This window comes from Deinococcus misasensis DSM 22328 (assembly GCF_000745915.1).
Taxonomy (GTDB): Bacteria; Deinococcota; Deinococci; order Deinococcales; family Deinococcaceae; genus Deinococcus_C; species Deinococcus_C misasensis.
This window is the reverse complement of sequence record NZ_JQKG01000022.1, coordinates 21,238-47,382: the sequence shown is the minus strand read 5'-3', so window position 1 is coordinate 47,382 and position 26,145 is coordinate 21,238. Positions and strand designations below refer to the sequence as shown.

Annotated in this window: 28 protein-coding genes; 11 read left to right on the top strand and 17 right to left on the bottom strand. The window is 53.9% G+C overall.

Going from position 1 to position 26,145, the window contains the following annotated elements:
* Window positions 1-22: 22 nt before the first annotated feature.
* The 4 genes from Q371_RS14885 to Q371_RS14870 form a co-directional block, all read right to left on the bottom strand.
* Entirely contained in the window at window positions 23-253 is a 231-nt protein-coding gene (locus tag Q371_RS14885; protein WP_034341826.1) for a hexameric tyrosine-coordinated heme protein, read from the bottom strand.
* A gap of 13 nt (window positions 254-266) precedes the next feature.
* The gene (locus tag Q371_RS14880; RefSeq protein WP_034341825.1) at window positions 267-992 is read right to left on the bottom strand and encodes a hypothetical protein; all 726 of its coding nucleotides are present in this window, start codon (window positions 990-992) and stop codon (window positions 267-269) included.
* A 141-nt stretch (window positions 993-1,133) separates the two neighbouring features.
* The gene (locus tag Q371_RS14875; protein ID WP_051964506.1) at window positions 1,134-1,748 is read right to left on the bottom strand and encodes a MarR family winged helix-turn-helix transcriptional regulator; all 615 of its coding nucleotides are present in this window, start codon (window positions 1,746-1,748) and stop codon (window positions 1,134-1,136) included.
* Between the two features lie 146 nt (window positions 1,749-1,894).
* Window positions 1,895-2,434 (bottom strand): MarR family winged helix-turn-helix transcriptional regulator, encoded by a 540-nt coding sequence (locus tag Q371_RS14870; protein WP_051964488.1) that lies wholly within the window; start codon window positions 2,432-2,434, stop codon window positions 1,895-1,897.
* Window positions 2,435-2,541: 107 nt separating this feature from the next.
* Here Q371_RS14870 and Q371_RS14865 point away from each other — a divergent pair, with 107 nt between their 5' ends.
* The 3 genes from Q371_RS14865 (at window position 2,542) to Q371_RS14855 (ending at window position 5,786) form a co-directional block, all read left to right on the top strand.
* Window positions 2,542-2,775, top strand: a complete 234-nt coding sequence (locus tag Q371_RS14865; protein WP_034341822.1) for a thioredoxin family protein — start codon at window positions 2,542-2,544, stop codon at window positions 2,773-2,775.
* Window positions 2,776-2,916: 141 nt separating this feature from the next.
* Window positions 2,917-5,505 (top strand): DUF2339 domain-containing protein, encoded by a 2,589-nt coding sequence (locus Q371_RS14860; protein ID WP_034341821.1) that lies wholly within the window; start codon window positions 2,917-2,919, stop codon window positions 5,503-5,505.
* On the top strand, window positions 5,502-5,786 hold the full coding sequence (locus Q371_RS14855) for a 4a-hydroxytetrahydrobiopterin dehydratase (protein ID WP_034341820.1): 285 nt from the start codon (window positions 5,502-5,504) through the stop codon (window positions 5,784-5,786). The genes Q371_RS14860 and Q371_RS14855 overlap by 4 nt, the downstream gene beginning before the upstream one ends.
* Here the strand turns inward: Q371_RS14855 and Q371_RS14850 are convergent.
* From Q371_RS14850 to Q371_RS28090, 3 genes are all read right to left on the bottom strand, one after another.
* Window positions 5,783-6,697, bottom strand: a complete 915-nt coding sequence (locus Q371_RS14850) for a phosphotransferase family protein (RefSeq protein WP_034341819.1) — start codon at window positions 6,695-6,697, stop codon at window positions 5,783-5,785. The genes Q371_RS14855 and Q371_RS14850 overlap by 4 nt on opposite strands.
* 161 nt (window positions 6,698-6,858) lie before the next feature.
* Complete coding sequence (locus tag Q371_RS14845; protein WP_169743863.1) at window positions 6,859-7,509, bottom strand: pentapeptide repeat-containing protein; 651 nt, start codon at window positions 7,507-7,509, stop codon at window positions 6,859-6,861.
* Between the two features lie 39 nt (window positions 7,510-7,548).
* Entirely contained in the window at window positions 7,549-7,680 is a 132-nt protein-coding gene (locus Q371_RS28090) for a hypothetical protein (RefSeq protein WP_281174319.1), read from the bottom strand.
* Between the two features lie 64 nt (window positions 7,681-7,744).
* Between Q371_RS28090 and Q371_RS14840 the strand changes: the two genes are divergently transcribed.
* Window positions 7,745-8,245 (top strand): hypothetical protein, encoded by a 501-nt coding sequence (locus Q371_RS14840; protein WP_034341817.1) that lies wholly within the window; start codon window positions 7,745-7,747, stop codon window positions 8,243-8,245.
* Window positions 8,246-8,324: 79 nt separating this feature from the next.
* On the opposite strand, the gene pyrF is transcribed toward Q371_RS14840, so the two are convergent.
* A complete protein-coding gene (gene pyrF / locus Q371_RS14835; protein WP_157442726.1) occupies window positions 8,325-9,143 on the bottom strand; it encodes an orotidine-5'-phosphate decarboxylase in 819 nt (272 codons plus the stop codon).
* A 331-nt stretch (window positions 9,144-9,474) separates the two neighbouring features.
* On the opposite strand from pyrF, the gene Q371_RS14830 reads away from it, so the two are divergent.
* Both Q371_RS14830 and Q371_RS14825 read left to right on the top strand, forming a co-directional pair.
* Window positions 9,475-10,524 (top strand): oxidoreductase, encoded by a 1,050-nt coding sequence (locus tag Q371_RS14830; RefSeq protein WP_034341815.1) that lies wholly within the window; start codon window positions 9,475-9,477, stop codon window positions 10,522-10,524.
* On the top strand, window positions 10,521-11,015 hold the full coding sequence (locus Q371_RS14825) for a heme-degrading domain-containing protein (protein ID WP_034341814.1): 495 nt from the start codon (window positions 10,521-10,523) through the stop codon (window positions 11,013-11,015). Before Q371_RS14830 ends, Q371_RS14825 begins: the two co-directional genes overlap by 4 nt.
* Before the next feature lie 59 nt (window positions 11,016-11,074).
* Here Q371_RS14825 and rplT read toward each other — a convergent pair whose 3' ends face one another.
* The 4 genes from rplT to Q371_RS27085 all read right to left on the bottom strand — a co-directional run bounded on the left by rplT (window position 11,075) and on the right by Q371_RS27085 (window position 13,287).
* Window positions 11,075-11,437, bottom strand: coding sequence for a 50S ribosomal protein L20 (gene rplT, locus Q371_RS14820; protein ID WP_034341813.1), 363 nt, complete (start codon window positions 11,435-11,437; stop codon window positions 11,075-11,077).
* A complete protein-coding gene (rpmI, locus tag Q371_RS14815) occupies window positions 11,437-11,640 on the bottom strand; it encodes a 50S ribosomal protein L35 (protein ID WP_034341812.1) in 204 nt (67 codons plus the stop codon). The genes rplT and rpmI overlap by 1 nt, the downstream gene beginning before the upstream one ends.
* A gap of 180 nt (window positions 11,641-11,820) precedes the next feature.
* Window positions 11,821-12,969: an alginate lyase family protein gene (locus Q371_RS14810; RefSeq protein ID WP_034341811.1), complete on the bottom strand. Its 1,149-nt coding sequence runs from the start codon at window positions 12,967-12,969 to the stop codon at window positions 11,821-11,823.
* Between the two features lie 123 nt (window positions 12,970-13,092).
* Window positions 13,093-13,287: a hypothetical protein gene (locus Q371_RS27085; protein WP_157442725.1), complete on the bottom strand. Its 195-nt coding sequence runs from the start codon at window positions 13,285-13,287 to the stop codon at window positions 13,093-13,095.
* Between the two features lie 211 nt (window positions 13,288-13,498).
* Between Q371_RS27085 and Q371_RS14805 the strand changes: the two genes are divergently transcribed.
* Window positions 13,499-14,599 carry a phosphotransferase family protein gene (locus Q371_RS14805; protein ID WP_034341810.1) on the top strand — a complete coding sequence of 367 codons (1,101 nt, stop codon included), beginning with the start codon at window positions 13,499-13,501 and terminating at the stop codon, window positions 14,597-14,599.
* 10 nt (window positions 14,600-14,609) lie between these two features.
* Window positions 14,610-15,611, top strand: coding sequence for a methyltransferase domain-containing protein (locus Q371_RS14800; protein ID WP_034341809.1), 1,002 nt, complete (start codon window positions 14,610-14,612; stop codon window positions 15,609-15,611).
* A gap of 3 nt (window positions 15,612-15,614) precedes the next feature.
* Here the strand turns inward: Q371_RS14800 and Q371_RS14795 are convergent, their stop codons facing one another.
* The 3 genes from Q371_RS14795 to infC all read right to left on the bottom strand — a co-directional run bounded on the left by Q371_RS14795 (window position 15,615) and on the right by infC (window position 20,257).
* On the bottom strand, window positions 15,615-18,554 hold the full coding sequence (locus Q371_RS14795) for an AfsR/SARP family transcriptional regulator (protein ID WP_034341808.1): 2,940 nt from the start codon (window positions 18,552-18,554) through the stop codon (window positions 15,615-15,617).
* A 591-nt stretch (window positions 18,555-19,145) separates the two neighbouring features.
* Entirely contained in the window at window positions 19,146-19,538 is a 393-nt protein-coding gene (locus Q371_RS14790; protein WP_034341807.1) for a hypothetical protein, read from the bottom strand.
* 131 nt (window positions 19,539-19,669) lie between these two features.
* Window positions 19,670-20,257, bottom strand: coding sequence for a translation initiation factor IF-3 (infC, locus tag Q371_RS14785; protein WP_034341838.1), 588 nt, complete (start codon window positions 20,255-20,257; stop codon window positions 19,670-19,672).
* Between the two features lie 503 nt (window positions 20,258-20,760).
* Between infC and Q371_RS14780 the strand changes: the two genes are divergently transcribed.
* From Q371_RS14780 to recR, 3 genes are all read left to right on the top strand, one after another.
* The gene (locus Q371_RS14780; protein WP_034341806.1) at window positions 20,761-21,444 is read left to right on the top strand and encodes an NUDIX hydrolase; all 684 of its coding nucleotides are present in this window, start codon (window positions 20,761-20,763) and stop codon (window positions 21,442-21,444) included.
* 140 nt (window positions 21,445-21,584) lie between these two features.
* Complete coding sequence (locus tag Q371_RS14775) at window positions 21,585-21,884, top strand: YbaB/EbfC family nucleoid-associated protein (RefSeq protein WP_034341805.1); 300 nt, start codon at window positions 21,585-21,587, stop codon at window positions 21,882-21,884.
* 1 nt (window position 21,885) lies between these two features.
* Window positions 21,886-22,479 (top strand): recombination mediator RecR, encoded by a 594-nt coding sequence (recR, locus tag Q371_RS14770; RefSeq protein WP_034341804.1) that lies wholly within the window; start codon window positions 21,886-21,888, stop codon window positions 22,477-22,479.
* Between the two features lie 181 nt (window positions 22,480-22,660).
* On the opposite strand, the gene Q371_RS14765 is transcribed toward recR, so the two are convergent.
* Both Q371_RS14765 and Q371_RS14760 read right to left on the bottom strand, forming a co-directional pair.
* On the bottom strand, window positions 22,661-23,134 hold the full coding sequence (locus tag Q371_RS14765; RefSeq protein WP_034341803.1) for an NUDIX hydrolase: 474 nt from the start codon (window positions 23,132-23,134) through the stop codon (window positions 22,661-22,663).
* A gap of 345 nt (window positions 23,135-23,479) precedes the next feature.
* Complete coding sequence (locus Q371_RS14760) at window positions 23,480-25,933, bottom strand: BamA/OMP85 family outer membrane protein (RefSeq protein ID WP_169743862.1); 2,454 nt, start codon at window positions 25,931-25,933, stop codon at window positions 23,480-23,482.
* Window positions 25,934-26,145 lie beyond the last annotated feature (212 nt).

Below are 26,145 nucleotides of genomic sequence, written 5' to 3'. Positions count from 1 at the left end.
CTTAGCACATGGATGGGAATTTTCAGTCGGTTTTCTTCCAGTGGTTGTTCGCCAGAGCAATGGTCTGGAACTCCAGAGCCACAATCTGGGCGGCCATCATCAGTTGCATGGTGTCCGTGGCATATGCCTGCCGCAAAGACTTGCGGGTGTCTCCATCGGGTTGAATGGCCACGATGGACTTGCGTGCCAACTGGATGGCCAGCAGGCGGCCTTCCTCTGGTGTGGCCGTGATCAGGGAGGTCAATTCAGCCATGCCAGCGGCCCCTTCACTTTCCGGCTTTGACTTTGCCAGAGAGGCTCAGGTTGCCTGAAGCCACATCCCACACATCCACCACGCACAGCAGGGGGTTGTGGAGGTCTGCATTGACGCGCAAACCCGCTGTGACCCCATCAAACTGGAAGTCGGATTTGAACCCGAGTTCTTTCAGGGGCACTTTGATGGACACGGTGTTGCTGGTGAAGGTGGGCTCAAAACCGGGGCTGTCAATCAGGATCGGCAGACCTGGCCAGGTGGCAGGAAGCTTGGGGTTGGTGCCTGCAGGAATGTCTTTGACTTTCAGGCTGCCTTTTCCGCAAACGTCATCCGGGGTCAGGACCACCCAGTGGCTGTGCCAGAGTGTGCCATCGTTTTTGGGGTCTCCGTCACCGCTTTCATCGAAGAGGGGGGTGTCGTCAAAGTCGGGGTGGCTGGTGGCGGCCAGAGCCAGCACGCCCTGTCCACTTTCAAACCCGACCACTGCAGAATCCAGATTGGTGGGCCAGACGTAGCTGTACACGTTGCTGCCTGCCAGTTTTCCAGAGGGGGTGGGCCTCAGTTTGCCGGCTTTTTCACTGACCTGAATCTGGAACACCAGTTGGGTGCCTTGCAGGGTGACTCTGGTGTTCACCAGATCAAATTCGTGTTTGTCCGTGTTGTGGGCACTGGAGGCAATGGGATCTGCAAAAGCGACGGAAAGGGACAGCAAACCAGCAAGAATCAAGTTGCGTTTCATGTTTTTCTCCTTGGGGCATGTCAAAACACCTTCTGCCCAAGCATCAGGCAGCAGTGTTTTTGGACAACATTTGACTTCCATGCCTGATGTGCAGGCACGGTTGGGTCCATGGGGATGGGGGATTTTAAAGCAGCAAGCGGTTTACTCGCTCAGAACAGGCAACTTCTGGTGGTCCGGGCAATCGAGTTGCAATTCCTGAACCTTCAAGGCTGCTCCGATGAACTGGCAATGGTGGGGTGCCTGCGGATCTGCATAGGTGTTGGGCCGGAAAAAGGCACAGTTGAAACACATGTGAACGGGAGCAATCTGTCCGTTGTGTTGCAGCACCTGAATGAGGCGCATCAGGGTTTGGAGCAAGACGCCCTGTTCCGCTGCATCGAGTGTGCCTACTGCTTGCGAAAGGAAATCTGTCCATTCCAGTGCTTTTTCGGCTTCCTGAATCCCGGTGGGACTGAGGGTGATTTGCAATTGCCGACCATCCTGTGGATCACGGGTTTTGACCACCAGCTGTTTTTTGACCAGCATGCTGACCGCATCACTGGCGGTGGCCGCTGTGATGCCGAGGTCTGTGGCCAGTTGCGAAAGGGGCAAGCCCCTCTTGGCCGTGTGCAACCGCCTCAGAATTTGACCTTGTGTGGGGGTCAACCTCTGGGGAGTGGCACCTTTCCAGGCCTGGGTTTTCATCACCTGGCTCAGTTTGGACAGACCTGTGACGACTTTGAGTTGCAGGATGGGGTCGGGTGGTTCGTTTTGCATCTGCATCTATTCTGAACGAGAGTCGGCGCCACGAAAAGCGCTTCAATTCCCATCTGTCCCCTCCTTTGATTAGGACTCCTAAGTATTAATCCACGGATGGGGAAAATGTCAAGCTATGAATTGGGCCGTGACCACAAGCAAACAGTTCAAATCTCTGCCGGAGTGTGCTCACGACAGATTTTTTCCGAAGCATCCTGCTCCAGAGGCAGGTTCAACAGAGCACACCAGCGTTCTTCTTTTCTCTGGTGGTATTTGCAGGTTTTGCACACCCCAAAGGGTTTTCCGCCCTGTCTGGAAACGAGTCTTTCCAGCAGCAAATTCAGGGTTTGTTCGATCTGCACAGATTCTGCTGGCTCGAAACCCTCCAGCAACTGGAAGGTGTTTTGCAAATGCTCAGCCAGCAAGGTTGCTCCGGTGGTGGTCAGCTCAAAATGCCATACCCGCCGGTCATGGGCATCGGGTTGGCGGGTCACCAGCCCTTTGCTTTCCAGCACTTTGAGGCTCTGGGAAAGGGTTCCTTTGGTGATGCCCAGATATTCTCCAATGGCCTGCGGTGTGTTGCTGAAGCGGTTGCAGAGGTTCAGGTAATGCATCACCTCGAAGTGGATGGGATGCAAGCCTGCTGGATGGGTGCGGCTGTTTTGCCTGAGCAGCACCCCCAGACGTTCGATGAAAACAGGGATCATGGACATACCCCATGGTAGCGACTCAAAACCATCTTGACAAATTTCGCATGGCCCTTTACTTTAAAATGGTATCGAGTCGATACAAAAACACAAGCAAGGAGATGAACATGCAAAAAACCGTTTTTTATCATGCTGGTTGCCCCGTGTGCGTTGAAGCCGAACAACAATTCGTGGGTGCTCTGGACCCCCAGAAGTACGATGTTGAAGTGGTCCACCTCGGTGAACAGAAGCACCGCCTCTCCGAAGCCGAGCAGGCCGGAGTGAAATCTGTGCCTGCGCTGATTGTGGATGGCCTGCCTTTCCACATCAATTACGGCGCCAGCATCAACGATCTGCGCTGACTTCCATCCATTTCCAAAACATCCTGGTGCAGCACCCACCGGACAGGTCCAGCGCCTGTTCGGTGGCATTCAAAACCTTTGAAACCTCCACTCACAACACAAGATGAATTTTGTTTCGGACCAGATGTGCCACACTGAAGCATGGAATGGCTGTTTTACATTTTGATGGCCCTGTTGTTCTGGGCTTTGCCAGCCATCATTGTGCACGGGATGCTGGGTCGCCGCATGCGTGAACAACAGGACCAGATGGACCTTTTGAAAACAGAATTGCGTCGTTTGAAACAACACCTTGATCCGCTTCAGCAGCAGACCTCCTCCCCTCCAGTGTCTGCTGCTGAAACGTTGTTGCAAAAGTCACCAGAGCCTGCTGGGGAAAAACCGACTGCACCAGAGCAAACAACACAGCCCAGAGTCCCTGCCCCACCTCCTTTTCCTTCAAAAGCAAAAATCCCACCTGCTGCGCAGACCAAACCTGTTGTGGAAAAAGGTCCTCTGGACGGGCTCTTGAGGTACTTCACAGGTGAACGGGCACTGGTCCGTTGGGGTGTGATGCTGGTGCTGTTCGGGATGGGGTTCTTGCTGAAACTCACCGTCAGTGAAGACCTTTCGGTGCCACTGAAACTGGGGATCGCTGCCAGTTGCGCGGGCGTGCTGTTTGGCTGGGGATGGCAGGTCCGGCGCACCCGCAAAGGGTTCAGTGTGGCCTTGCAGGGAGGCGCACTGGGCATTTTGTATTTCATGGTGTATGCCTCCAGCGTGCTCTACAACATCCTGCCTTTCACTGCAGGGCTTCTGATCTGGTTGCTGGTGGGCTTGCTGGGCGGCTTTCTGGCCCTCAGGCAAAATGCACAGGTGCTGGCGGTGCTCAGTGTGGTGGGCGGTTTTCTGGCCCCCATCCTCATGCGGTCCGGGTCTTTTGAACTGCCACCAGAGTTGATGGTGCAGGTGTTCACATATTACGCCTTGTTGAATGCAGGCATCGTGTGGCTTTCCTTTGTGAAGCTCTGGCGTTCCCTGAACGTGCTGGGTTACCTGTTCACCTTTCTGTTTGGTGCACTCTGGGGTGTGCTGGCTTATCGGCCAGAGGCTTACCCGATTGCTCAGCCTTTCCTGATCCTGTTTTTTGTGATGTACACCGTGACCCCTCTGGTGCACGCTTTGCGCAGACGGTCAGGCCGTGCCGACCACATCCTGATGCTCTCGGTTCCAGTGCTGTCCCTGATCCAGCAGGCAGGTTTGATGGCAGGGGACCGCACCAGCACAGCCCTCAGCAGTCTGGTGGTGGCGGGTGTGCAGTACGGGCTTTCCCTTTACGTACGCAACAAAAACACCCCCAGAGCCCTGCAAGACACCTACCAGATGCTGGCCATTGGGTTTGCGGCCCTTTCGGTTCCCTTGCTGACCACCGCTCTGGCCACCAGTGTCATCTGGGCTTTCAATGGGGTGCTGCTCACGGTGTTTGGCACCCGTGCAGGCAACCAGATCCACAAAGTCTGGGGAGGGGTGCTGCTGTATCTGGCTCTGGCTGCTTTGTTGCTGGCATGGCTGATTCAGGGACAGAGTGCAGGGGTGTTGACCAGTTTGCTCTGGGTCAGTCTGGCTTTGCTGGGAACAGGCATTTTCCTGCATCAAAACCAGCAAATGGGACTTGCGCGTGGCCTTCTCCTGACAGGGGCCACCTTCTGGATCCTGACTGGAGCAAGCGGTGCAGAATGGCTCTGGCCAGAGCGTTTTTCTGCTTTGCTGGTGCTGTTCAGCCTCAATGTGACACTGTTGGTACTGCAACAACTGGGCCAGAGGTTTCAGGTGGCTTTGCTGTCACAGTTTGCTTTCGGGTTGCCACTCTGGGCCATCTGGACGGCTTTCCTTGCTTTGCTCGGATGGGATGAATCCCTCACCTGGCCTGCCTTGCTGGGATGGGGAGGGTTTTTCGTGGTGCAGTACCTTTTCCTTGCTCAGGTGCCGACCTCTGAAAAGGTGCAAAAGCTGCTGTACCTGCTCACCTCCTGGTTGTTGTTTTTTCGTCTGATGGTGGTCGGACAGGCTTTGCTGCAACAGATTGACCTCGGGAACTATGTCTGGGTGCTGGTTCCTTTGCTGTTTTACTGGGGACATCTGCTGCTCTGGGAACGCCTGCCATTCACCATAAAGTTCCCACGCCTGTACCGTGATGGCTTGATGCTGCCTTTGCAGGTCCTCCAGACCGGGGTGTTTTTGTTGTTGTTGATGCAACCCCCTGCCCAAACCTATCTGCCCCTCCTGAACATTCTGGAAGTGGCACAACTGGCCCTGTTCCTGACCCTTTTGCATGACAGGTTGCCATGGGAAATGCAGCCCCAGAGCCGCAGAATCCGCCGAAATGCCCTGATTGTGATGGGCCTGCTCGGGGTCAGTGCTGTGGTGGTCCGGTTCATGCATGCTTATTTTGGGGCTCCATGGAACTGGATTGACATTCTGGGGCACAACAACACCCAGACGGTGCTTTCGATCTTCTGGAGTGCGGTGGCCCTGACGTTCACCGTTCATGCCAATCGCAAGGCAGATCGCGATTTGTGGACCATCGGAGCGGGCATACTGGTGTTTGTGGTGTTCAAACTCTTTGTGCTGGACCTCTCGGGCAGCGACACGTGGGCCAGAGTGATCAGCTTTCTCGGGGTGGGTGTGCTCTTGCTGTTCATGGGGTTTGTGGCACCCGTCCCACCAAGAAGACCAGAGGAGGAAAAAGCATGAACCGCAACCCGCTCACCGAAGAACAGCTTTCACAGGCCCTTGCTCAACTTGACGGCTGGGAGGCCCAGAGTGCAGGCATCCTCAAAACCTACACCTTTGGCAGCTATACAGATGGGGTGGCTTTTGCCATGAAAGTGGCCCTGCTGGCCGAAAAAATGAACCACCATCCTGATGCACTGACCATTGGCTGGAAAAAAGTCACGGTGGTTTATGTCACCCACGATGCAGGTGGCATCACAGAACTGGATGTGCAGGCTGCACAGAAGGTAGACCGGCTCTAAAGGAACTTTTTCCAGCGGCCTTCTGCCAGTTGGGGCAAATGGCGCACCATGTCCAGCCACCTGCTGAGGGGCCTTTCCGCCCAACTCACCTCTGGGGTGGCGGGCCTGCGCACCAGAAAGCACAGGTGTTGGAGGTTCAGCAGCAGGATGCGGGCTTCTGCGGTTTCATCGTCTGGAAAAGACTGCACTTTGCGGTAAGTGTCCAGCATGACCTGTGAGGCGGCCAGAGGCACCCCCACCAGATCGTGGACCGGATCTCCCCATCCACACCCTCCCCAGTCGATCAGGGCAGCAAAATCTCCCTGATGGACCATCACATTGGTGCCCTGCATGTCCCCATGTCGAAAAGTGTGGTATGCAGGGTCCAGCAGGTAAGGTTTCAGGCGTGACACCCAGCTTTCAAGCCAGCGCGCTTCTTCCAGTGTGAAATGGCCTTCCTGTGCAAAATCTGCAATCCACGCTTCAGGTGTGCCAAGGTCTTCCAGTTGCAAATTTTGCACTCTGGACGGGTCAGGCAGATGGTGCACCTTGACCAGTTCGAGGGCCACCTTTTGCCAGAGGTTTTGGGTTTGCTGAACGGGCAACCCCAGAGATTCCAGGTTCTGGCCTTCCACACGCCTGTAAATCCCATAAGGCACAGGCAACAGGTCCAGAGCAGCATCAAAAGCCAGCAGTTCTGGTGTGTGCACCCCGGCTTCAACCAGTGCTGGAACCGCCACCCTTTCCTTGTTCAGGGCATCGACAAAAGGAGGTGCCATTCTGGGAATGCGCAGGATCCGCTCTGTGCCCACCTGAAACACCCGATTGAAAAAACCCACCTGAGGCAAAGCCGTGACGGTTTCTCCAGACAGGTGGTGCCTGTCCAGAATGGCTTGCAGTTGCTCTGGGGTGATGTTGGGAAATTCTGGCATGGAGACCTCATTTCAGGTGAAACACTGTTTGGGTGGTACAGGATGGTTTTGATCCGCTCTGATGGGCCTTGAAGCTTCACATGCCATGGATAGACTTGACGAATACTGCATACTGTCCTATAATGATAGACATCAATCGGCGAAAAGCCGAATTTTTTGTTTTATTCCCCTGCAATGCCTTCCTGAATCTGAATCCCGAGCAAATGGGCAAGCTCAGGAAGTTGCTGTGTTTCGATGATCGCCCCTTGCAGGTTTTGCACCTGCACTTTGAAACCGGCCAATACGCTTCCTCTGAAGTCGGTTTCCTGCAATTTGCATTCCCTGAGGTTGGCTCGGGTCAGGTTGCAGTCCCTGAAAACGGCTTTTTGCAAGTCTGCTGTGTCGAAACGCGCATCTTCAAAGTTGCAGTCTTTGAAATGGGCCTGTTTGAAGTTTCCCTGCCAGAAAGAAAGCCTTGCATCGCAATTCTGCAAGGTCAGGTGGGCGGCTTGCAGGCCCACAAACTGGGCTCCCAGCAAGCGGCAATCTTGAAATTTGACCCTCGTGAAACCCGCTTCCAGCCAGTTCAGACCAGCCAGATTGCAGTGTTCCAGCAAAACATCTTGCAACCTGAGCCACTCCCAGCGGGTGCCACTGAAGTTGCTGTCTTCAAAATGCACCCCCTGAAAGGTCAGACCATAAATTTCAGTGCCCGAGGTGTCCAGCTCAATTTTCAGACCGCTGTAGGTGCTCTCGGGTTCCAGATCAGGGGTTTCTGGCAAGAGGTTTTTGGGCAGTTTGGGGAGGAGGGTTTTGGATGGGGTGTGTTTCATGTTTTCACGCAAAGCAGAATCAGAATGGACCATTCTATTTTAACTGAAATTGTGGAACAGGGTCAGCCTGCTCTGGAAACTGGAATTCGGAGAGGTCGGCATCAGGTCAGGGCCATGTCCCAGACCCCAGATGACCTGGATGTGGTGCATGATGACTTGAACCCGGTGCATGCGGATTCATCACATGCAAACATCCGCTTGATTTCTATACTGATGAAACCCGAGGAGGGTCAACGTGAAAAAACATGCTTTGATTGCTGCAACATCCCTTTTGCTTGCTGGTCCTGCCCTTGCTCAACAAAATGGCCCAGAGTACAACCTTGAAGCCGTCGAGTTGTGCATCGACAACAACTCTTTTTCTGCACAGGTGGGTGCTCTGGGCAACACCTCCCAGAAAGTGGCCCAGAGCCTGTACGATTACTTCGTCAAAACGGCCAAAGCAGGCAAAGTGCCTTTCAAAGAAATGGGTGACAAGCCCTGTGGGAAATGGGCTGTGGATTTCACCGTTCAGGCCACCAATGGCAATCCCCGTGCATGGCTGGCCACCCTGACTGTCAGTGACAACAAAGTGTATGCCAGCCTGGACAAAAATGATGTTTATTCCTACCCTGTGGTGGTCTGGTGGGACTCTCTTTTTGGTTACACCAGCAGCAATGATGGACTGGCACAGTACCTGATTGCTGCAGGCAAAGAGCTGATTGACGGCCTGCTTGACGATTACACTTCTGTCAACTGATTTCAGCTGAACCGTGTCCGTGTGATCCATTGGAAAAGCCTCGACTGAGTCGAGGCTTTTCCAACTTGTGGGATGGCTCTTAGCGCTGAACCGCCTGATTCAGTTGATCTTTGAACCCAATGGCAGCTTGCACGGCAGCCTCCACACTGAGGTCTGTGCTGGCATACTGGATGCCTCTGGACGCGCTGACCACTGCCCCCACACCCTCTGAATTGAAGGCATCTGCAAGGTCTTCGGCTTTTGCACCCTGCGCCCCGAGGCCGGGCAACAACAGGGTGGCTCTGGGCATCAGATCACGGAATTTTTTCAGCTCTGCAGGATGGGTGGCCCCCACCACTGCACCCACGCTGCTCAGTCCCTCTCCTTCTTCTGCACCCAGACGGTCCAGGGCTTTGGCCACCACCTCTGCCAGCAGGCCATCTGCTGTGGCAAGGTCTTGCAGGTCGTGAGAGCCGGGATTGGAGGTCTTGACCAGCACAAACACCCCACCTCCATTTTTGCGCCCTGCATCGATGAACGGTTGCAAGGTTTCAAACCCGAGGTAAGGATTGACCGTCAGGGCATTTCCAGCGTGTTCTCCGGTCATCCATGCCTGAGCGTAAGCTTCAGCGGTGCTGCCGATGTCGCCGCGTTTGGCATCCAGCAGCACAGGCAAATCCAGATTGCGCGCCAGTCGCATCAACTCCACCATGAATTCGATGCCGGGCAAACCCATGGCCTCATAAAAAGCGGCTTGTGGCTTCACGCAGGCAGCATGAGGGGCAGCCCCCTCTAGCACAGCCAGTGTTTGCTGCTTCATCTGTTCAAAACTGCCGTGTGCGGAAAGCCTCGGATCAAGGCCCAGACACAGTCTGGTGTTGAGTTTCTGGGTGCGCTCCAAGAGCCTCTGGTGAAACATTCTGTCCTCCATGCCTCTGAAAGCAGGTGGCTTTCAGAAATCACTACAGGATAACGGTTTTGTGGGGCTCGGGTGTGGCGAAAGGGGAGGGGAGGTATAGAGAAGGGCATGTTTGCCGAGGGCAAAGACAGCCAAGGCAGAAGGCAGATGTAGGGGCGAGGCGTGCCTCGCCCAAAAGCTTTAGCATGCAGGGCGAGGCACGCCTCGCCCCTACAGGTTCCTTTCCATGTGCTACAAGATGCCCTCGGCCCTCGGCAATCGGGGGACACCTGCTGAGCCCTCAAAGAGCCTTCTGCCTTCTGCCTTCGTCCTTCTGCGATATAACCATCTTATGACCCAGCCCCTGAACGTCGCCCTGCTTGGTTACGGTTTCGCCTCCAAGACCTTCCATGCTCCTCTGATCGACAGCGTCCAGAGCCTTAAATTGCATGTGGTTTCCTCCAGTCAGCCCGAGAAAGTCCATGCAGACTTTCCTGCTGTGCAGGTGTTTTCAGACCCTCTGGAGGCCATCTCGCATCCAGACATTGGAATGGTGGTGATTGCCACACCCAACACCACCCATTTCAGCCTTGCCAGAGCGGCTTTGCTGGCTGGAAAGCATGTGGTGGTGGACAAGCCTTTCACCCTGACGGCAGAAGAGGCCAGAGAACTGACCATGCTGGCCTCCAAATCAAACCTGATCCTTTCGGTGTTTCACAACCGCAGGTGGGATGCCGATTTCCTGACCCTCAAGAAGCTGATTGCAGAGGGGCAACTCGGGCGGGTGGTGCATTTTGAATCGCATTTTGACCGTTTCCGGCCGGTGGTGGTGAACCGCTGGAGGGAGCAAAACCTGCCCGGCAGTGGTCTGTGGTACGACCTCGGGCCACATGTGCTGGATCAGGTGTTGCAGCTTTTTGGCTGGCCTGAGACCGTTCAGGCAGACATTGCTGTGCTCCGTGATGCTGGACAGGCCCCGGATTTCTTCCATGTGGTGCTGGGTTATGACCGCCTCAAAGTGGTGTTGCATGGTTCCATGCTGGTGGCTGCGCCCAATCCCCGTTTTGTGGTGCATGGAACGGCGGGCAGTTACCTGAAATACGGTCTGGACACCCAGGAACCGACCTTGAAGGCCGGAGGACGGCCCGGCGATGAAAACTGGGGCTTGGATCCTGAAAAGGGCGTTTTGTATACCCAACCTGAAGGTGCTCCCATCTCCCTTGAAATAGAAAACCAGAGGGGCAGTTACCAGACCTACTATGAAAAGGTGGCTGCAGCCATTTTGCAGGGACATCCCAACCCCGTCACGCCAGAGGAAGCCACCTGGGTGATGGACCTGCTGGAGGTCGGTGAAGCCTCTTCGCGCTCAGGACAGCGCATTGCACTGGAAAGGAAACCATGACCCATCAAGAGGATCTTCAAAAAATCCGTGAGCAGGAAACCACCCTCAAATTTGAGCACTTTGATTTCCACACCGCATGGGAACTCGGGCAGGCGATCCGCCAGATTGCGGTTCAGAAAGGGAAAGGGGTGGTCATCGACATCACCCGTCTGGATGGGATGCCCCTGTTTTTTGCCGCTTTGCCGGGCACCACGCCAGACAACCTGAGCTGGGTCCGCCGGAAATCCAATGTGGTGAAGCACTTCAGGACCAGTTCTTATTTTGTGGGCCTCACCCTCAAGCAGGACAACACCAACGTCACAGATGCCCATGGTTTGCCAGATGCAGATTATGCCACCCACGGAGGGGCCTTTCCCATCTGCCTGCACAGTGGTGAAATGGTCGCTGTGGTGACGGTGTCCGGTGTGCCCCAGAGGGAAGATCATGCTCTGGTGGTCAAAGGGTTGTGTCAGGTGCTGGGGAAAGATCTTTCTGCCCTTGCTCTGGATTGAACATCAAACCAAACAAAACATCCTCCTGAATTTCAGGAGGATGTGGATTTTTGTTGCTTTTAAGCGCTGGCGAGAGCGTTCTTGGCAGTGGTCACCAGGTTGGCGAACACTTGGGGCTCGCGGGCAGCAATGTCAGCGAGGACTTTGCGGTCCAGAGCGATGCCAGCTTTTTTCAGACCGAACATCAGGGTGGAGTAGCTGATGTCGTTCAGGCGGGCAGCAGCGTTGATGCGCTGAATCCACAGGCGACGGAAGTCGCGCTTTTTGTTGCGACGGTCGCGGTATTCGTAGGTGGCTGCGTTCAGCAGGGTCTGGAAGGCGTTCTTGTACTGCTTGGAGCGTGAACCCCAGAAGCCTTTGGCGCGTTTCAGAACCTTCTTGTGACGACGGCGGCGGATGATACCAGTTTTGGCGCGTGGCATTAGTTGCGACCTCCGGGGAACATGAGCTTCATGCGGGCCCATTCACTCTTGGCCAGAACGAAACCTGCGCCTTTTTTGGCGATGTCACGGCCAGACTTGCCGGTGTTCTGGTGGCGTTTGCCACTCTTGAACGCCATCACTTTGCCGGTCGCAGTCACTTTGATGCGACGCACAGCAGCCTTTTTGGTCTTTTGCTTGGGCATGTGGTGTCCTCTCTGAGGTTTTCCCCTCGGGGTAAACCTGGAAGCTCGGTCGCGTTTCCGCAGTGGTCCCGGCTTCACTTCAGCCTTATAAGGATACAGGAGAGTGGTGAATTTGTCAAAAAACATGGTGTGGCAAGCAAGAGGGCGCAGCACGCTGCGCCCCTACAGGTTGATGGGTTCTCAATACTTGCCAAACGTTGCGGTCGTCCACCCGAGGAACTGGTCCGATCCGTCCTCTGGGCGGGCTTTCAACACGGCTTTGTAGAAGTTGGGCAAAACCGTGGTGCCATAGCGGTTCAGGGCAATGTCTCCGTAGCCTTCACGGATGTAGTCGTCTGCCCCGCTGGGAGAGCAGTTTCGGACGCCACTGCCACTCAGGATGGATTTGGCGATGTACTCCATCCCGAGCACCAGTCTGGGGGTGGTCTGGCCATCAAACGTCAGGTTGTAGATGCTGTTGTCGTTCTGCACCCATGCCACGTTGGCGGCTTGCACCAGTCCGGTCAGGGAGTACTGGGGGTGGTAGCAGTCTCTGGATTTCAGTTCGTAAATTTCACCCGAGGCGTAGACCACTTTGGGCATGGTTTCTTTGATGATGCGCATGCCTTCCTGATATTTGGTGGTGTCGTTCAGGTAAACGCCAGCGGACATCATGGCGTAAGCACCAGAGACCGTCCAGTTGTTTTTGGTGCTGGTGTCGATGGTGGCTTTCCATGCGTAGTTGTAGAGTTTGTTCACAAAGGCATCAAATTGCTGGATGTCGGTGCTGGACCATCCGGCGGCTCCGTTGTTGTGATACCGGATGATTTCGGCAGCATTGACCCACATGGGCAGGACCCATGCGGCTTCCAGATCCACCTGCTTGGGTTTGTCGGTGTTGACGTTCACGATGCTCTGGAATTTCTGTGCCCATGCCCGCATGATGCGGATGGAGGCGTCTTTGTGGGCGCTTTTTCCGGTCACCACCCATTGCAGGGCATTCAGGTAGGCGGCCTGAGGATCGTCTTTGAAGTCCCTTTCTTCATCGGTGCTGCCCGAGTCCAGCACATGCACGGTGCTGTAAGGGTGTGGGGTGTAACCACTGGAGGCTCTGGAATCGGAGGTGACTTTGGTCCAGCCCTGCTGGGTGATGTTGCTGGTGGTGCTGTTCACCTGGGTTTTCAAGCGCTCCAGACGGGCAGCATTCAGAAGCAGTCCGGGGTGCACAAAGGTGAGTTGTTGTCCCACTTCTGTGGACTCTGGGGTGGTCTGGGTTTCTGCAGGGGAAATGGAGAGGGTATTGCAGGACACCAGAGTGGCACCCAGCAGCAGCAAAAGGGATTTTTTCATGGGGCTCCTTGCACGGGTTTTCTGTCCATCTGTTCTGGGACCAGAAAGACCCAAAATCCAGTTGGAGGATCAGAAACCTTGCTGTGGGAGGGGGTTCCCACAGCTTTGGATTGGAAGTGCATTTCACAAATTAACACCTTTGTTACGAAAATGCAACTGTGTTTCGTAATCTTTGAGGTGTGCTGTATGACTTCTCAGCATGCTTTCGGATGGAATAAGTGTTTCTGCTGTACCAGATGCAAAAGACACAAAAGCAAACGAAACGGTCACAGCTGGCTTTTGACTTGGAGATAAAATCAAGAAACCTTCGCCTTGCATCTTGCGTATTTTGAACCAGAGTTGAACGTCATACAGAAAGCCATACAGGAGGCAACATGAGCAGTTTTTCGGTTGGATCATTCTCAATTGGTTCCCTCATCGGTTCCCATTCACACCGCAGGCATCGCCGTCACCGCCATCACCGCCGCAGAGGGTGCCTGAGCATCGGTTGTGCTGTTTATGCAGGGCTTTTCATGCTGGGCAGCGCTTCATGGGTCACATGGTTGGTGGTCACCTGAGCACGTTTGCAGGCAGGCTCGGGGTGATGGTGGCAGCAGCAAAAAGCCTGCTGGGCCATCCCGAGCCTGTGGCTTATCCCTTCATGCTCAAGCCCGCCCTGAAAAAGCTTTTTCCAGAGGTCACCCACCTGAACATCCAGAGGCTCGGTGAAGGTGAACATGCCGATTATGCTTTTGTGGAGGTGCATCAGGGCAGCACTTCCCGTCCGGTGTTCGTCAAGTACCGCATTGCAGATGATTTCGATGCCAGACGTTACCGCCGGTTTCTGAATGAAGCCACCTACCTCAAAGGGTTTGCCCCTCTGGTGAACATTCCCCATGCCCCTCTGCTGGACCTCCAGCACAATGACCAGACCTGCAAAGCCCATCTGGTGCTGGAAAGCCTGCAAGACCGCTGCAAAATGTGGACCGACCTTCCAGAGCCTGAACGCTTTCAACGTGTGGGACAGGTGGTGCGCTTGCTGGCCGAATTCCATGCCCAGTGGATGCTTCATCCTGCCCTCAAAGACCACCCTTCAGGTCCGTGGGGAGACCAGTTGCCTGTTTTGTTGAACAAACACAGGGGAACCCTGGAAAAAGCCATCCAGCAAAAAGAACTGCCTTCTGAACTCTTGCATGTCGCTGAACAATTGCAGGCAAAGGGCACTCTGGAGCAGCTTTACGCAGATGCAGGCAGAATCACCTTGTGTCATGGGGATTTTCATTTTGGTCAGGTGCTCGTGGACCGACTCAACCCCGCGCGCCTGTATTTGATTGATTATGAACACACCAGCATTTCTCCGTTTGGGTTTGATCTGGCCCATTTTCTGGTGATCCGTTTCAACTGGTTTGAACGCCAGCATCTGGAAAAAGACCTCCTTGAACAGTACCTGCAGGTGATGCACCAGCATGGCATCGGACTGACCCAGGCAGAGCTCTGGCAGGGATACCGGACTGGCATCCTCAACAACTTTTTGCTGATGTGGGCACGGTTTCAGCGCGATCCAGATCCGATGTTCCTTGAGCTGCTCCAGAGGCTTTTTGTTGCCCTGCAGGAACATCAGGTTTTGCAGCCCTCCTCCCTGTTGAAGTAAGCTTCTAAAAATGCAGACCTACCATTTGGACCACCTCGAAGGATTGACCCCCTTCGTGCTTCATGAATTGAAAGCCCTGAATGCCCGCATCCTCGGCAAAGGGAAAGACCATGTGCGGATTGCTTTTCCGGGCAACCCGAGGCCCCTGCTGGACCTCCGCACCGTGGTTGCCGTCTCACGCATTGAGCGTTTTGAGGTGCCGCGTCCCAAAGCCTTGCTCGGGCATCAACACCTCACCCGTTTGCTTTCCATTGTTCAGGACACCCGAAAGTTGGGCACATTCCAGTCTTTCCGCTTTGCAGCAGCAGGCAGTGATTCCAGTGTGTTCAAGCGTCTGGCAGAGGAGATCCAGACCCAGAGCAAACTCAAACATGACCCTGAAGATGGGGAAATGGTGTTGCGTGTCCTGAAATCAGGAGAGGCATGGGAAGTGCTGATCCGCCTGTCTCCTCGTCCTCTGTCTGCACGTGCGTGGCGTGTGGCCAACATGGAAGGTGGCTTGAATGCCACAGTGGCAGCAGCGATGGTTCAGTTGGCCCACATTGAAAAACACGATGTGGTGTTCAACCCCATGTGCGGCTCTGGCACCCTGATGATTGAGACTGGATTGATGTATGGAGGGGCCAAAGTCTCTGGCTGTGATCTGGACCATGAGCATGTGGGGTTTGCTCAGGCTAATCTGCAAGCTGCAGGTCTGAAATCCGAAGCCTACCTGTCTGATGCCACCCATCTGGATCTGCCAGACCAGAGTGTGGATGTGATCCTGTGTGACCTGCCCTGGGGAGACAACATTGGCAGCAACACCGCCAACCTCTCCCTCTATCCAGAGTTTTTCCGTGAGATGACCCGCATTGCTGCTGTTGGCGCACGGATGGTGTTGATTTCCCATGAAATCAAACTGATGGACCGCCTGCTCAAAGACCAGAGCCGTTGGTCCGTGGTGCGCGAAGATCGGGTGTACCACGGAGGTCATTTCCCCAGAATTTACACCCTCAACCGCCTTCCTGGCTGAGGTTCAACCGTTCAGGTATTCCTGCTTCAGCATGTTCTGGTAGCGTTGGTGCAGAATCTGGTAAGCAGGGTTGTTGCCGGTTTGCTGGTAAACGTCCAGCAAACCCAGATACAGGTGTTCTTCGGCAGGGCAATGGTTTAAAGCATGCTGAACCACTTGTGAAACCTCTTGTGGATCGGTTGCCAGACGTGCATACAGCAGGGTGTGATGCACCAGCAATTCACGGCACTGCTCTCGCAGTTCATCGGCCCAGTGGGTGTCCAATCTTGGAAAGAACTCCCCCTGATACAGGAGAATGTGCTCTCTGAGTGCAGGCGCTGTGGATTCAGGGGTTTGCAGGAACCTGCGAACAGCACACTCCACTTCCAAGGAGGGATGAAGTTGATATTGCCCTTGAAAAGGCAAAGGATCAAAAGGGGTGTTCAGGGCTTGCGTCAGTTCCGAACGCAGTTTTCGCACCAACACCTTGAAGTGGTCAATGTTCTTGCGGGTGTTTTCACCATTCCAGAGTGCATCAATCAGGTCGTCCCGGCTGCAAGGACCATGGATGGCCAGAAACATCAACAGTTCCTCATTCTTTCGCAAGGCACATTCCAAGGGTCCTGCGGAGCCTGATGCCACAAACGATCCAAAGCCCTGCACTTTCAAAATCCATGGATGGGGTGGCATCTCCAGAGGTTTTTGACCCACAGAGAGGGCCTGCCCCATCCGTTCTTTGTACCACCCTCTGGAAATGCAAGATTGATACAGGTCTGGAAGGTAACGGGCCAGAAATTCCAGAGGGCCATCGTTTCCCAGCACTTCCAGCCTCTGGAAAGAACGCTCAAGGTGATCTCGGGTCAAACTGCCCTGCTTGCAAGCGAGATCTGCTTGAATCAAGGGAATCAATGCCCAGTTCCACAACCCCAGAGAACGGGCATCGGCTTTTTGCAGGTGTTGTTCTGCTTCAAAGTGCTGGTTTTTGCTCCAGGCCAGCAACCCCTCACTGAATGCCAACGTGTGTAAGCCATTGTCTTCAGAGGCAGCAAGTTGCAACCGTGCCTGTTCAATCAATGCTCTTGCTTGGGTTTGCTTGCCCGCGAGGCAGGCGGCATCTGCTGCAGCCGAGAGATACATCAGGGTGTAGGTGCCCCAACCATAGTTGGGACAGAGTTCTGCTGCTTTTTCAAAATCAAGGATGGCCTCTGTGAACAGGTGCAATTGGGCCAGAATGGTGCCACGCATGCCAATCAGCAGGGGATACCAGTGTTTCATCAGGTGTTCTGGAAGCCCGAGGGCTTCAGTCAAACAAGTCAGGGCTTCCTGTGGCCGATTGTCGTCCAGCAAGGTCAATGAGAGGTTGTAGTAAATTTCGGCCTTGCTGGCTTCAAAGTGGTGTTGCTGGCACATCTTCAAAGCTGCAAGATAAGCCTGTTCACCTTCCACAAAGCTGCCCATGTCGCTGTAAACATTGGCCAGCATCAAAAGGGCCTTGGCGACTGAAAAAGGTTGATGGTTGCTTTGGGCTTCTTGCAAGTAGAGTTTGCCTGCTTCAAGGGCAGCAACATGTTGCTGGTTGTACAGCAAAGCAGAAACGCGCATCCGGTGGCTTCTCAATCTTTCCAGAGGGGTTTGGCTGAGTTCAAGGGCCTTCAGGCTCCAGTCCAGATATTCCTTTTTTTGCCCCTGTCGGTATGCATGGGTTCCGCAGGCCAGACACAGGTCGCTGCTCATGAATCCACTGGCCAACAGATCCTGGGCCAGCTGGTGGCTTTCTGAAGTCTGTCCATTTTCCAGAAGGGCCACAGCCAGAGAAGCTTGCAGGTCTCTGGGAAGGTCTTGCAGAGGAAATTTTCGCAACAATGTCACCACCGTGGAAAACTCCACACGCTGATACAACTCGGGGATCAGTTTGCGGATGCACTGCAAGGCACCTTCAGGATGTTTTGCCTTCAGATGGTGATCGAAAGCGGTTCTCCAGAGGTTTTGTTTTTCGGCGGTGTGTGCCATTTCCAGATGCACACGCCGATGTTCTTCGGGATGTTGTTGCAAAAGACGGTCCAGGGTTTCCATCAGCAAGGTGTGGGGCTGGTATTCTCCTCGTCCAAGGCGGGTGAGAGGGAGACCTTTTTCCAGCAAGGGTTTCAGCCAACCTTTGGGCAAGGGTGCTCCTTGGTTCAGTGGCATGGGGTCGGTCCAGATGGGATGCTTCACCAGAGCAGGCAAGATGTGCAGCAAATCATCTGGCAATTCCAGCAAACGGTGTTCAATCCAGTCCTGAATGTTGAGCCCTGTGGTTTGCCCGGTGCCTTGCAGGGTCAGGCCCAGAGGCCATCCAGCGCTTTGCTGGTGCAGGTCCTCATCCCAACTTTTCTTGAGTTTGCTCAGGTGTTGTTGGGATTCTTCTGGTTCAAAGGCCAATTGCTGGGTGCCCATCACCACAATGTCAGGCCGGGTGGTCCACAGGCCCCAAGGCAAAGGCACGCTGTCATAACCGGCCAGCATGAACTGGTGGCCTTCTGGAAGCTGCAAGATCACATCGGTCAGCCATTTTCCAGAGGCTTCTGAAAGGTGTTCTGCCTGATCCATCAGGATGTGGATGTGTTCTCTGGAATCACTGAGCCCTTGAACCATCAGTCGAGCCAGACTGCCCAGAGCTTGGGGATGCATGTCTTCCCAACTCACCGGTGGAAGTTGCAGTTCTGGTGCAAGCCTGTGGTAGAGCACCTGACCCAACCAGACAGGATCTTGCATTTCAGGGGAGGCCGTGATCCACAGGGTCTTTTTTCTGGACGAACGGGCATATTGCGCCAGAAGGGTGGTTTTGCCGTATCCAGAAGGTGCAAGCAAAGCAACCAGACGGGCATCTTCGGCTTTGCGCATCTGTTTGAGCAAGTGCTTGCGTTTGACTTCGTTTGGCAGGGGTTTGGGAATGCTGGGTTGGGCAGCGACAAATCCTGTCATGTTCTTTCCAGTTTAAAGGACCAAATCAGAACTGTCTGCGAATTGTATATGAATTGTGAATGAGTGAAAAATTTGTAAGATGAAAATTCTCTCTTGATTCTCCAGTGGTTTTCTATCCTTTGAACAGGAGAAGAAGGGATGTTCTCCTGTGGGGTTTGAGGGATGAGACCTTCACCCTGCAAAATGCAATGGGTCAATGGAAGAATTTGGAACTTGATGCTCTGGAACAGCCCTGAACCGCACACTCCTGGGGTGGACCAGAAAGATGGACAGCACAATGGTATGTATCGAAATCAATGGCAGGGTCGGGTTTAAAATTTTCAAGTTGGCAATGGTATCGGGTTTAAATCTCTTTGAATGTTTTGGTGTCCATTGGTTGTGTATGGAATTTTCACATCAACAATGATATAGATTTTAAATTTCAACCGCTGAAATCAATCCTGATTGTGATGTCCATTTGTATGAAGTTTTTCATTTTGTTCAATGAATCCAATGCAAAGAACATGTGCGAGGGCCTGGAGGGAGGCGCTTGCACATGTTCTGTTTTTCTGACTGAATCAGTTGTTTGATGGCACGATTGAACTTTTGGCTTCAATCTTCGAGTTCAATCTCGTATTTGCCACTGTTTCCTTCACGCTTGACCAGCAGTTTGACCAGGTTGTTTTCGTATTTGTATGTGGCTTCAACACGGTTCGGACGTTCTTCAAGACCCACACGCAGCCATCCTCTGCGTTTGAATTGCTGGTCATAATGGACAAAGATGTCATCCAGAGATTTTCCAGAGATCCGAAACTCCACATTGTTGCTTTTGACTTTGACGTTGCTGGCCCCTTCAGGGAGTGCATAGTCTCCCAGATTCACCGAGGGAGAGGGTTTAGATTGGGACACTGCATTCTGGGGTTTGGCAGGTGCAGTGGTCTGGGTGGTGACTGTGCAGGAAGCCAGCAGGACAGGCAGGATCAAGGTCAAAACAGAAGGTTTCATACTTTGAATGTTAACAGGACAGTGCTCGGGAGCATGTTCATTTGCCTTCAGGTATTTCTCATGTGTGGGTCAGCTTCGAGGATCGGGGCAAAAAAAATCCTCCCTCTTGGGAGGATGGGCAGAACCGCAATTCAGGCTTCTGAAGCAACCGTTTCTGAATCTTTTTCAGGGTCTTTGTCAGAATCTTTCTTTTTGATCTTGCCCGGAGCAGGAGCAACAATCATGTTCATGTCCATGCCTGCAATGGAAGGAGCGCCTTCAGGGGTACCGATGTCCTTGATGGCTTCTGCCACACGTTCAAGGATGCGCTCACCCAATTCGGGGTGGGTGCGTTCGCGACCACGGAACATGATGGTGACTTTGACCTTGTTGCCCTCTTCCAGAAAGCGACGAACATGGTTGGTTTTGGTGTTGAAGTCGTTTTCATCAATTTTAATGCGGAATTTGATGGACTTGACTTCCTGGGTGCGTGCACGGCGGCGGTTTTCTTTTTCGTTCTGCTGTTGCTCGTAACGAAAACGCCCGTAATCCATGAGTTTACAGACCGGGGGTACAGCAGCAGCGCCCACCATCACCAGATCCAGGCCTTTTTCCTGGGCGACACGCAGGGCTTCCCTGGTATCGATGATGCCAACTTGGCCGCCCTCGTCATCAATCAAACGGACTTGCCGAACCCGAATCTGCTCATTGATCTTGTGCTCTTTAGAAATTACAACCACCTCCAGCACGCCCCGTTCTCGGGGATCGTGGACATTCTGGGTAGGAACATCAAAGTTTATTTTACACCACACAGGCAGAATTCGCCTACGCACAACGGATTAAAACCGGCTGTAGCTGGTCTGAAATCCAGGGTTTTTTGCTCTGTCAGTCAGGATGCAACCATCCAGAAGTTTGGCAAAACCAGCAAGGTGCTTTTCTGGAAAATGGGTGGTTTTTGCAAAATCCAGAGACCGTTTGAAGAAGTCCGTTTGAAAATGGTCTGATTCTCAAGCTGTCTAGATCTGGATTTGTGTAGGTGCTTTCGAATCCTGAGCAACAAAAGTCCCTTGCAATCGTTTGTTGGTTGATGGATAACTAAAATTTTGCAAAGATCCAAATGGTTTGTGACAACATCTCAAAAAATTTACCCCATAAGTTATTTTGCTCACAAGCAATCTGGTGTAGATGACTTTTGACATGAATTCATTGACTTGTGCGACCAAAAGCCATATATTTAAGTGTGATGTATACACTAACATTGCCTCCTTTTGCTGCTCAAGTGGGTCTGGCAGTAGATGTGGTGGCCTTTGCCATGCACAAGGGCCAGTTGCACATTCTGCTGGTCCGTCGTGGTCTGGAACCCCACTCCCAGTCGTGGGCGCTTCCCGGGGGTTTTGTTCAGCACGAAGAAACCCTTGCAGCAGCCGCCCTGCGGGAACTCCGTGAAGAGACCAGCGTGGCGCTCTCTCCCAACCATCTTGAACAACTTTATACTTTCGGAAATCCGGGACGTGACCCCCGTGGTCGCATTGTCTCGGTGGCCCACATGGCGGTGCTCCCACACGGCACCCCTGCCGTTCATGCAGGTGGAAGCACCGTGGGTGCAGCATGGTTTGTGGCACACGATCCCCCCCCTCTGGCCTTTGACCACGCCGACATCCTCTCCAGAGCCATCCGCCGCTTGCAGACCCGTCTGGAGTACGCCAATCTGGCTTTTGAATTCTTGCCCGAGCATTTCACCCTCCCTGAGTTGCAAGAGGTTTACGAGGCCATCCTCAACCAGAAGCTCGACAAGCGCAATTTCCGCAAGCGCATCCTGTCTCAGGGCCTCTTGGAAGCTGCCGGAGAACGCCGCAATGGGGTGGGCAGACCTGCACAGGTTTACCGCCGCACCAAGCGTGTGAAGTATCCCGGTTCTGCCCTCTGATTTCTGAATGCTGACCGTGCAGCAGGCTTCGGGCCTGCTGTTTTTTCGAATGGGGGAGCCCTCCTGGGTATCACACCCTGGACCTGAAATCCTCACAAACCCCCCATTCCCAGGGGTCAAAACGTTATAAAATGGCCTTTATGGACATGCGGAAACTCATGAAGCAAATGCAGCAAGCACAGGTGGCTGCACAGAAAATTCAGGACCAACTCGCAGGCATGACCGTGACCGGCAGTGCCAGTGGCATGGTTGAAGTGGTGCTCAACGGACAGGGCAAACTGCAAAGCCTCAAAATCAACCCTCAGGCCGTGGACCCCGAGGATGTGGAAGCCCTCGAAGATTTGCTGCTGGTGGCCTTCAAAGACGCCCAGGAGAAAGCCGATGCGCTGCAACAGCAAGAAACCCAGCGCAGCATGGGCTTCCTTGGCGGATTGATGTGAGATGAAGTATCCTGCCAGTCTGCTTCAACTGATCCGCGAGCTGTCCAGATGGCCGGGCATTGGGCCCAAAAGCGCCCAGAAACTGGCGTTTTATCTGTTTGAACAGCCTCAGGAGGACATCGAGCGGATTGCCAGACTCCTTCTGAGTGCCAAAGAGGAATTGCACCTGTGTCCCCAGTGCTTCAATGTCACTGACAAAGAACTCTGTGAGGTCTGCAGCGATGCTGGACGGATGCAAAACCAGATTTGCGTGGTGGAAGATCCCGGCGATGTGCTCGCCATTGAACGCTCTGGTGAGTACCGTGGCCTTTACCACGTGCTGCACGGAGCCATCAGCCCCATGCATGGTGTGGGACCGGACAAGCTGTACATCAAGCAACTGCTGACCCGGGTCACCCCGGACCACGAAGTGATTCTGGCCACCAGCACCACCGTAGAGGGAGAAGCCACCAGCATGTACTTGCAACGGCAACTCGCTCCAACCAGAGCCACCTTGAGCCGCATTGCTTACGGTCTGCCGGTGGGGGGTGCGCTGGAATACGCCGACGAGGTCACCCTCGGACGGGCGATCTCCGGAAGGCAGAAAATCAAGTAATCTCCCTGTCTTTCCTGTTGCTCAAGACTGTCCCTCCGACTTGAGGGATGGTTTTGAACAAGTGGAGCAAGGGTGGGATCTGTTGGTTGCGTTGATCAGTGAAGCAGGAGGATTCAAACGAATCCTCCTGCTTCAAAAATCTCCACCTGAGAGACAGTCTCCTGTGCTTCTGTCAAATGCTTTAAATCGGGTAGTAGGCCTTGGATTTCCCAGAGAGGAAATCCTGTGTGGGGACCCAGATCAAGGGGTTCCGTTCTTCGCACTCTGGTGGAGGCCCGAAGCGCACCAGTTGCATCACCTGCTCGAAGGGAATCCACTCTGCAGAAAGCACTTCCGGGTCCATGGGACGCAATTCCCCACGGAATTTTCCAGTGAAACGGGCGAAGTTGGCATAGTGGGCATGTTTGGTCATGGACAGCATTTCGCCTTCCAGGAGAGACACAAACTCCAGATCGTACAGATCCAGGCCGGTCTCTTCTTTGACCTGACGGATGGCAGCATCGGCCAGAGATTCACCATCTCGGGCTTTTCCGCCGGGGAGGCCCCAGAAAATGGAACCGTCGTCCATGCGTTCGGTGACCAGCAAGAGGTGCCCATCTTGCACCAGATAAGCGTGTGCAGCGCGTTTGAGAGGAATGACCCGGGAAAGCGGCATGGGTCCATTATACCTGCAGTTTTTGAAATGCTGGACGCCTGTGTGCTTTTGTTAAGGGGATAAACGCTTGAAAGCTGCTTGAGGGACCCTGTAAAGCGCTACCCTTCAGGTGACACAGCTTCATGATGTGGGACCACCAGAGGTTGTGTTTTTGTTGCCACCTCATCCGAGTTGAAAGTTCACAGTTCACAGTGAGAAGATCCCATGAAATCCCAAATGGTGAGGGTTCAGAATGCCTGCCAGAGCACAGGTTCTGAATGGCTCAGGGGGTGTTTTTTTGTTGATGGTCACTGCTGAGAAATGAAGATGGCCAGAGGGTTTTCCTCTGGCCAGAGAAGCTCAACTTCAGAACAAAAAGCCCAGTTTGATGGAAAATTTGCCCTGTGGGTACAGGTTTGAGAAGGCATAATCCATGCGGAGTGGAACGATAAACCCTTCGGTGCCCAGATCGGCCTGCACGCCAAGTCCGTAACCCACATTCAGGTTGAAGTCGTTGTTGGTCCAGGCATCCCCAGCATCCACAAAGCCCAGTGCATACACCCCCTGCACAAAGCTGGCTTTCAGTCCAAAGTCTGCTCGGGCTTCAAGGCCTGCTGTGAAGAAGTTGGTGCCAGAGAAACTGTTGTCATCAAAGCCTTTCAGGCTGAAGCTGTCATCGAACTGGCTGCCTCCCACCCGGAACAGGGCAGACTCTGGAGCGGTTCCGATGATGGTCCCTGCATCCACCCGGCCTGCAAAGACCACGTTGGGGGTGGTGCCATCGGTCAGGTCCACATAGCCACGCAATCCACCAGAGATTTTGCCCCAATTCAGACGTGATTTTTCCTGCCCAAAACCGTAACTGCCATTCAAGGAAGCCCTGAAGCCTTCGGTGGGGAAACGGCCATTGTCGGTGTAATCGGCATTCAGACCAGAGAAAAGTTGCACCGACCAGCCTTGTTGTGGAAGGTTGGCAGAAACCGCAGGATCGTTGTCTGGCAAGCTGCCTTGCTGTCCCGGTTCCAGATAAAACTGTTTGAGTTCGCCCTTGATGCCTGCACTGACCGCCACATTGTCGTTCAGGGGGGTGTTGGCTTCCACAATGGCCTGATTGGTGCGCTCGGTGTACTGCCGTCCGGTGTCTTCGGTGCCCTGTTTGATGGGCAGGTTGGGCAGAACATTGCTGGCCAGTGTGAATTTTCCGCTCAGGGGTTGCTCTGGTGTCCCGAGGTAAGGCAGGCCGTAAGAGATGGAGCCCCCCACAATCTGGCGGGCATCGTTTGGTGCGAAGTTCAGGCTGGCGCTCAACTGGTGCCCGAGGCCGAACAGGTTGGAATCGGAGATTTGCAGGTCTCCAGCAAAGCCTTCGCCGGGTGCGTAAGTGAGGCCCGGACTGACATTCAGGCTGGGAACGTCTTGCAGGGTCAGGGCCAATTTGACTTTGCTCGGGTCGTCGGTGGTGACAGGTTGCACATTGAGGGCTTTGATGATCCCGCCTTGCACCAACCTGCCCAGGTATTTCCTGAAGGTGTCGGCATTCAAAGGACTGCCCACTGCAGGCAATTGAGAACGAATCAAATCTTCGTTGGTGCGTGGTGTGCCTTCCCAGCGGATGTCATAGCCACTGATGGTCACTTCCTGAATTTTGAAGGTCAAGGTTTTGCCATCAAAATCCACAGGGTCTTTGGGCAGCACAATCTCATAACCTCTGGCGCGGTACAGGCGCTGAAGGGCCAGCACATCTTCTTGGGCCAGAGGCAGGCTGAAGGTCTGTCCAATCTTGTTTTGCAGTCCAGAGGCCAACTCTTCGTCGGTCAGAACGGTGTTTCCTTCAATGACGATGCTGGACACTTTGCCGGCTGGAATGCTGGTGACCACCAGTTGCACATCCACCTTGCGAGGATCGGAGGGGTTTTGCTGGTATTGGAGGGTCACGGTTTTCCCGAGCGTTTCACTGATTTTTTGCAGATCAGCAGCGAAATCTGCTGGACGGAACACATCCCCTTCCTTGATGGTCAGGGTGGGCACGCCTTCGATCAGGCTGGTGTCGATGGTGCCCACGGTCAGTTCAACCACTTCAATGGTCAGGATGCCGTTGTTGAGCACTGCGGTTTGCAGGTTGGCTCCGCTGCCAAGGTATCCTGCCTCCTGGTAGGCGGCAGACAGTTTCCGCAAGCTTTCTTCGTAGGTGGCAGAGCTGAAGGTGCCCCCCTCCACCAGAGCAGCAAAAGCGGCCTGTGCTTCGGTTTGAGGGATTTTGCTGACCCCTTTGAACACCACCTGCTTCACAGGAACGGCTTCCTGAACGGTGAACGTCACCACGGTTCCCTGTTCGCCTTCTTTGAGGGTGGTGGTGACCTCTGGCAGGAAAGGAAGGCCCTGCTCACGCAAAGCCTGTCTGAAACGCACACGGGCCACTTCAAGCTGTGCGGTGTTCAGGACGCTTCCTTTGGCAAGACCATACTGTTCCTTGAGCGTGTTTTGAAAGGTGCTGGCATCAATGGCTGCTCCAGTCACCAAGATGTCTGCGATTTTGGGGTTCTCTTTGACCTGAATCAAGAGCACCGGGCCGCGGGTTTCATTCTCGACTTTGACCTCCAGCACTTGATAAATCCCGAGCCGCCCAATGGCCGCTTTGATGGCTTCGGGTTTCACATCGGTCACTTTGGAGCCCTGATAAATCGGCAATCTGCTTTTGATGGTGGCAGCCTGGGATTCAGAAACACCCACAATGCGGATCTCCTGAAGGGTGTCCTGACTCTGGGCAATGGCGATGGAAGGAACAGCAATCAATGTGGTGAGGGCAAGAACTTTTCGCATGTCTGAAACCCATTCTCCGGTTCTCTCTGAGAAAATTGCTGCGGTTTCGCTGACAAACGTGAGAAGACCTCTGAATCCTGCACAGAAAAAACCACCAGAAACAGGCTCGGGAAGCAGGTTTCTTGCTTTCATGGTTTCAAGACAGAAGAACCTTTAGGGTTGGTTCATCTTTGGGTTTTGCATTTGAGTTGAACAAACACCACACTCGCTTG

Bases quoted from the DNA above. Each gene is read 5' to 3' on its own strand.
- pyrF (WP_157442726.1), bottom strand. From the start codon at position 9,143: ATGTTTCACCAGAGGCTCTTGGAGCGCACCCAGAAACTCAACACCAGA.
- Q371_RS14825 (WP_034341814.1), top strand. From the start codon at position 10,521: ATGACCCATCAAGAGGATCTTCAAAAAATCCGTGAGCAGGAAACCACC.
- Q371_RS14870 (WP_051964488.1), bottom strand. From the start codon at position 2,434: ATGATCCCTGTTTTCATCGAACGTCTGGGGGTGCTGCTCAGGCAAAAC.
- Q371_RS27085 (WP_157442725.1), bottom strand. From the start codon at position 13,287: ATGCAAGGCGAAGGTTTCTTGATTTTATCTCCAAGTCAAAAGCCAGCT.
- Q371_RS14855 (WP_034341820.1), top strand. From the start codon at position 5,502: ATGAACCGCAACCCGCTCACCGAAGAACAGCTTTCACAGGCCCTTGCT.
- Q371_RS14880 (WP_034341825.1), bottom strand. From the start codon at position 992: ATGAAACGCAACTTGATTCTTGCTGGTTTGCTGTCCCTTTCCGTCGCT.
- rpmI (WP_034341812.1), bottom strand. From the start codon at position 11,640: ATGCCCAAGCAAAAGACCAAAAAGGCTGCTGTGCGTCGCATCAAAGTG.
- Q371_RS14790 (WP_034341807.1), bottom strand. From the start codon at position 19,538: ATGAAACCTTCTGTTTTGACCTTGATCCTGCCTGTCCTGCTGGCTTCC.
- Q371_RS14830 (WP_034341815.1), top strand. From the start codon at position 9,475: ATGACCCAGCCCCTGAACGTCGCCCTGCTTGGTTACGGTTTCGCCTCC.
- Q371_RS14765 (WP_034341803.1), bottom strand. From the start codon at position 23,134: ATGCCGCTTTCCCGGGTCATTCCTCTCAAACGCGCTGCACACGCTTAT.
- Q371_RS14775 (WP_034341805.1), top strand. From the start codon at position 21,585: ATGGACATGCGGAAACTCATGAAGCAAATGCAGCAAGCACAGGTGGCT.
- Q371_RS14860 (WP_034341821.1), top strand. From the start codon at position 2,917: ATGGAATGGCTGTTTTACATTTTGATGGCCCTGTTGTTCTGGGCTTTG.
- Q371_RS14845 (WP_169743863.1), bottom strand. From the start codon at position 7,509: ATGAAACACACCCCATCCAAAACCCTCCTCCCCAAACTGCCCAAAAAC.
- recR (WP_034341804.1), top strand. From the start codon at position 21,886: ATGAAGTATCCTGCCAGTCTGCTTCAACTGATCCGCGAGCTGTCCAGA.
- Q371_RS14850 (WP_034341819.1), bottom strand. From the start codon at position 6,697: ATGCCAGAATTTCCCAACATCACCCCAGAGCAACTGCAAGCCATTCTG.
- Q371_RS14805 (WP_034341810.1), top strand. From the start codon at position 13,499: ATGGGTCACATGGTTGGTGGTCACCTGAGCACGTTTGCAGGCAGGCTC.
- Q371_RS14865 (WP_034341822.1), top strand. From the start codon at position 2,542: ATGCAAAAAACCGTTTTTTATCATGCTGGTTGCCCCGTGTGCGTTGAA.
- Q371_RS14760 (WP_169743862.1), bottom strand. From the start codon at position 25,933: ATGCGAAAAGTTCTTGCCCTCACCACATTGATTGCTGTTCCTTCCATC.
- Q371_RS14875 (WP_051964506.1), bottom strand. From the start codon at position 1,748: ATGCAAAACGAACCACCCGACCCCATCCTGCAACTCAAAGTCGTCACA.
- Q371_RS14780 (WP_034341806.1), top strand. From the start codon at position 20,761: ATGTATACACTAACATTGCCTCCTTTTGCTGCTCAAGTGGGTCTGGCA.
- Q371_RS14800 (WP_034341809.1), top strand. From the start codon at position 14,610: ATGCAGACCTACCATTTGGACCACCTCGAAGGATTGACCCCCTTCGTG.
- Q371_RS28090 (WP_281174319.1), bottom strand. From the start codon at position 7,680: ATGCACCGGGTTCAAGTCATCATGCACCACATCCAGGTCATCTGGGGT.
- Q371_RS14885 (WP_034341826.1), bottom strand. From the start codon at position 253: ATGGCTGAATTGACCTCCCTGATCACGGCCACACCAGAGGAAGGCCGC.
- rplT (WP_034341813.1), bottom strand. From the start codon at position 11,437: ATGCCACGCGCCAAAACTGGTATCATCCGCCGCCGTCGTCACAAGAAG.
- Q371_RS14795 (WP_034341808.1), bottom strand. From the start codon at position 18,554: ATGACAGGATTTGTCGCTGCCCAACCCAGCATTCCCAAACCCCTGCCA.
- Q371_RS14810 (WP_034341811.1), bottom strand. From the start codon at position 12,969: ATGAAAAAATCCCTTTTGCTGCTGCTGGGTGCCACTCTGGTGTCCTGC.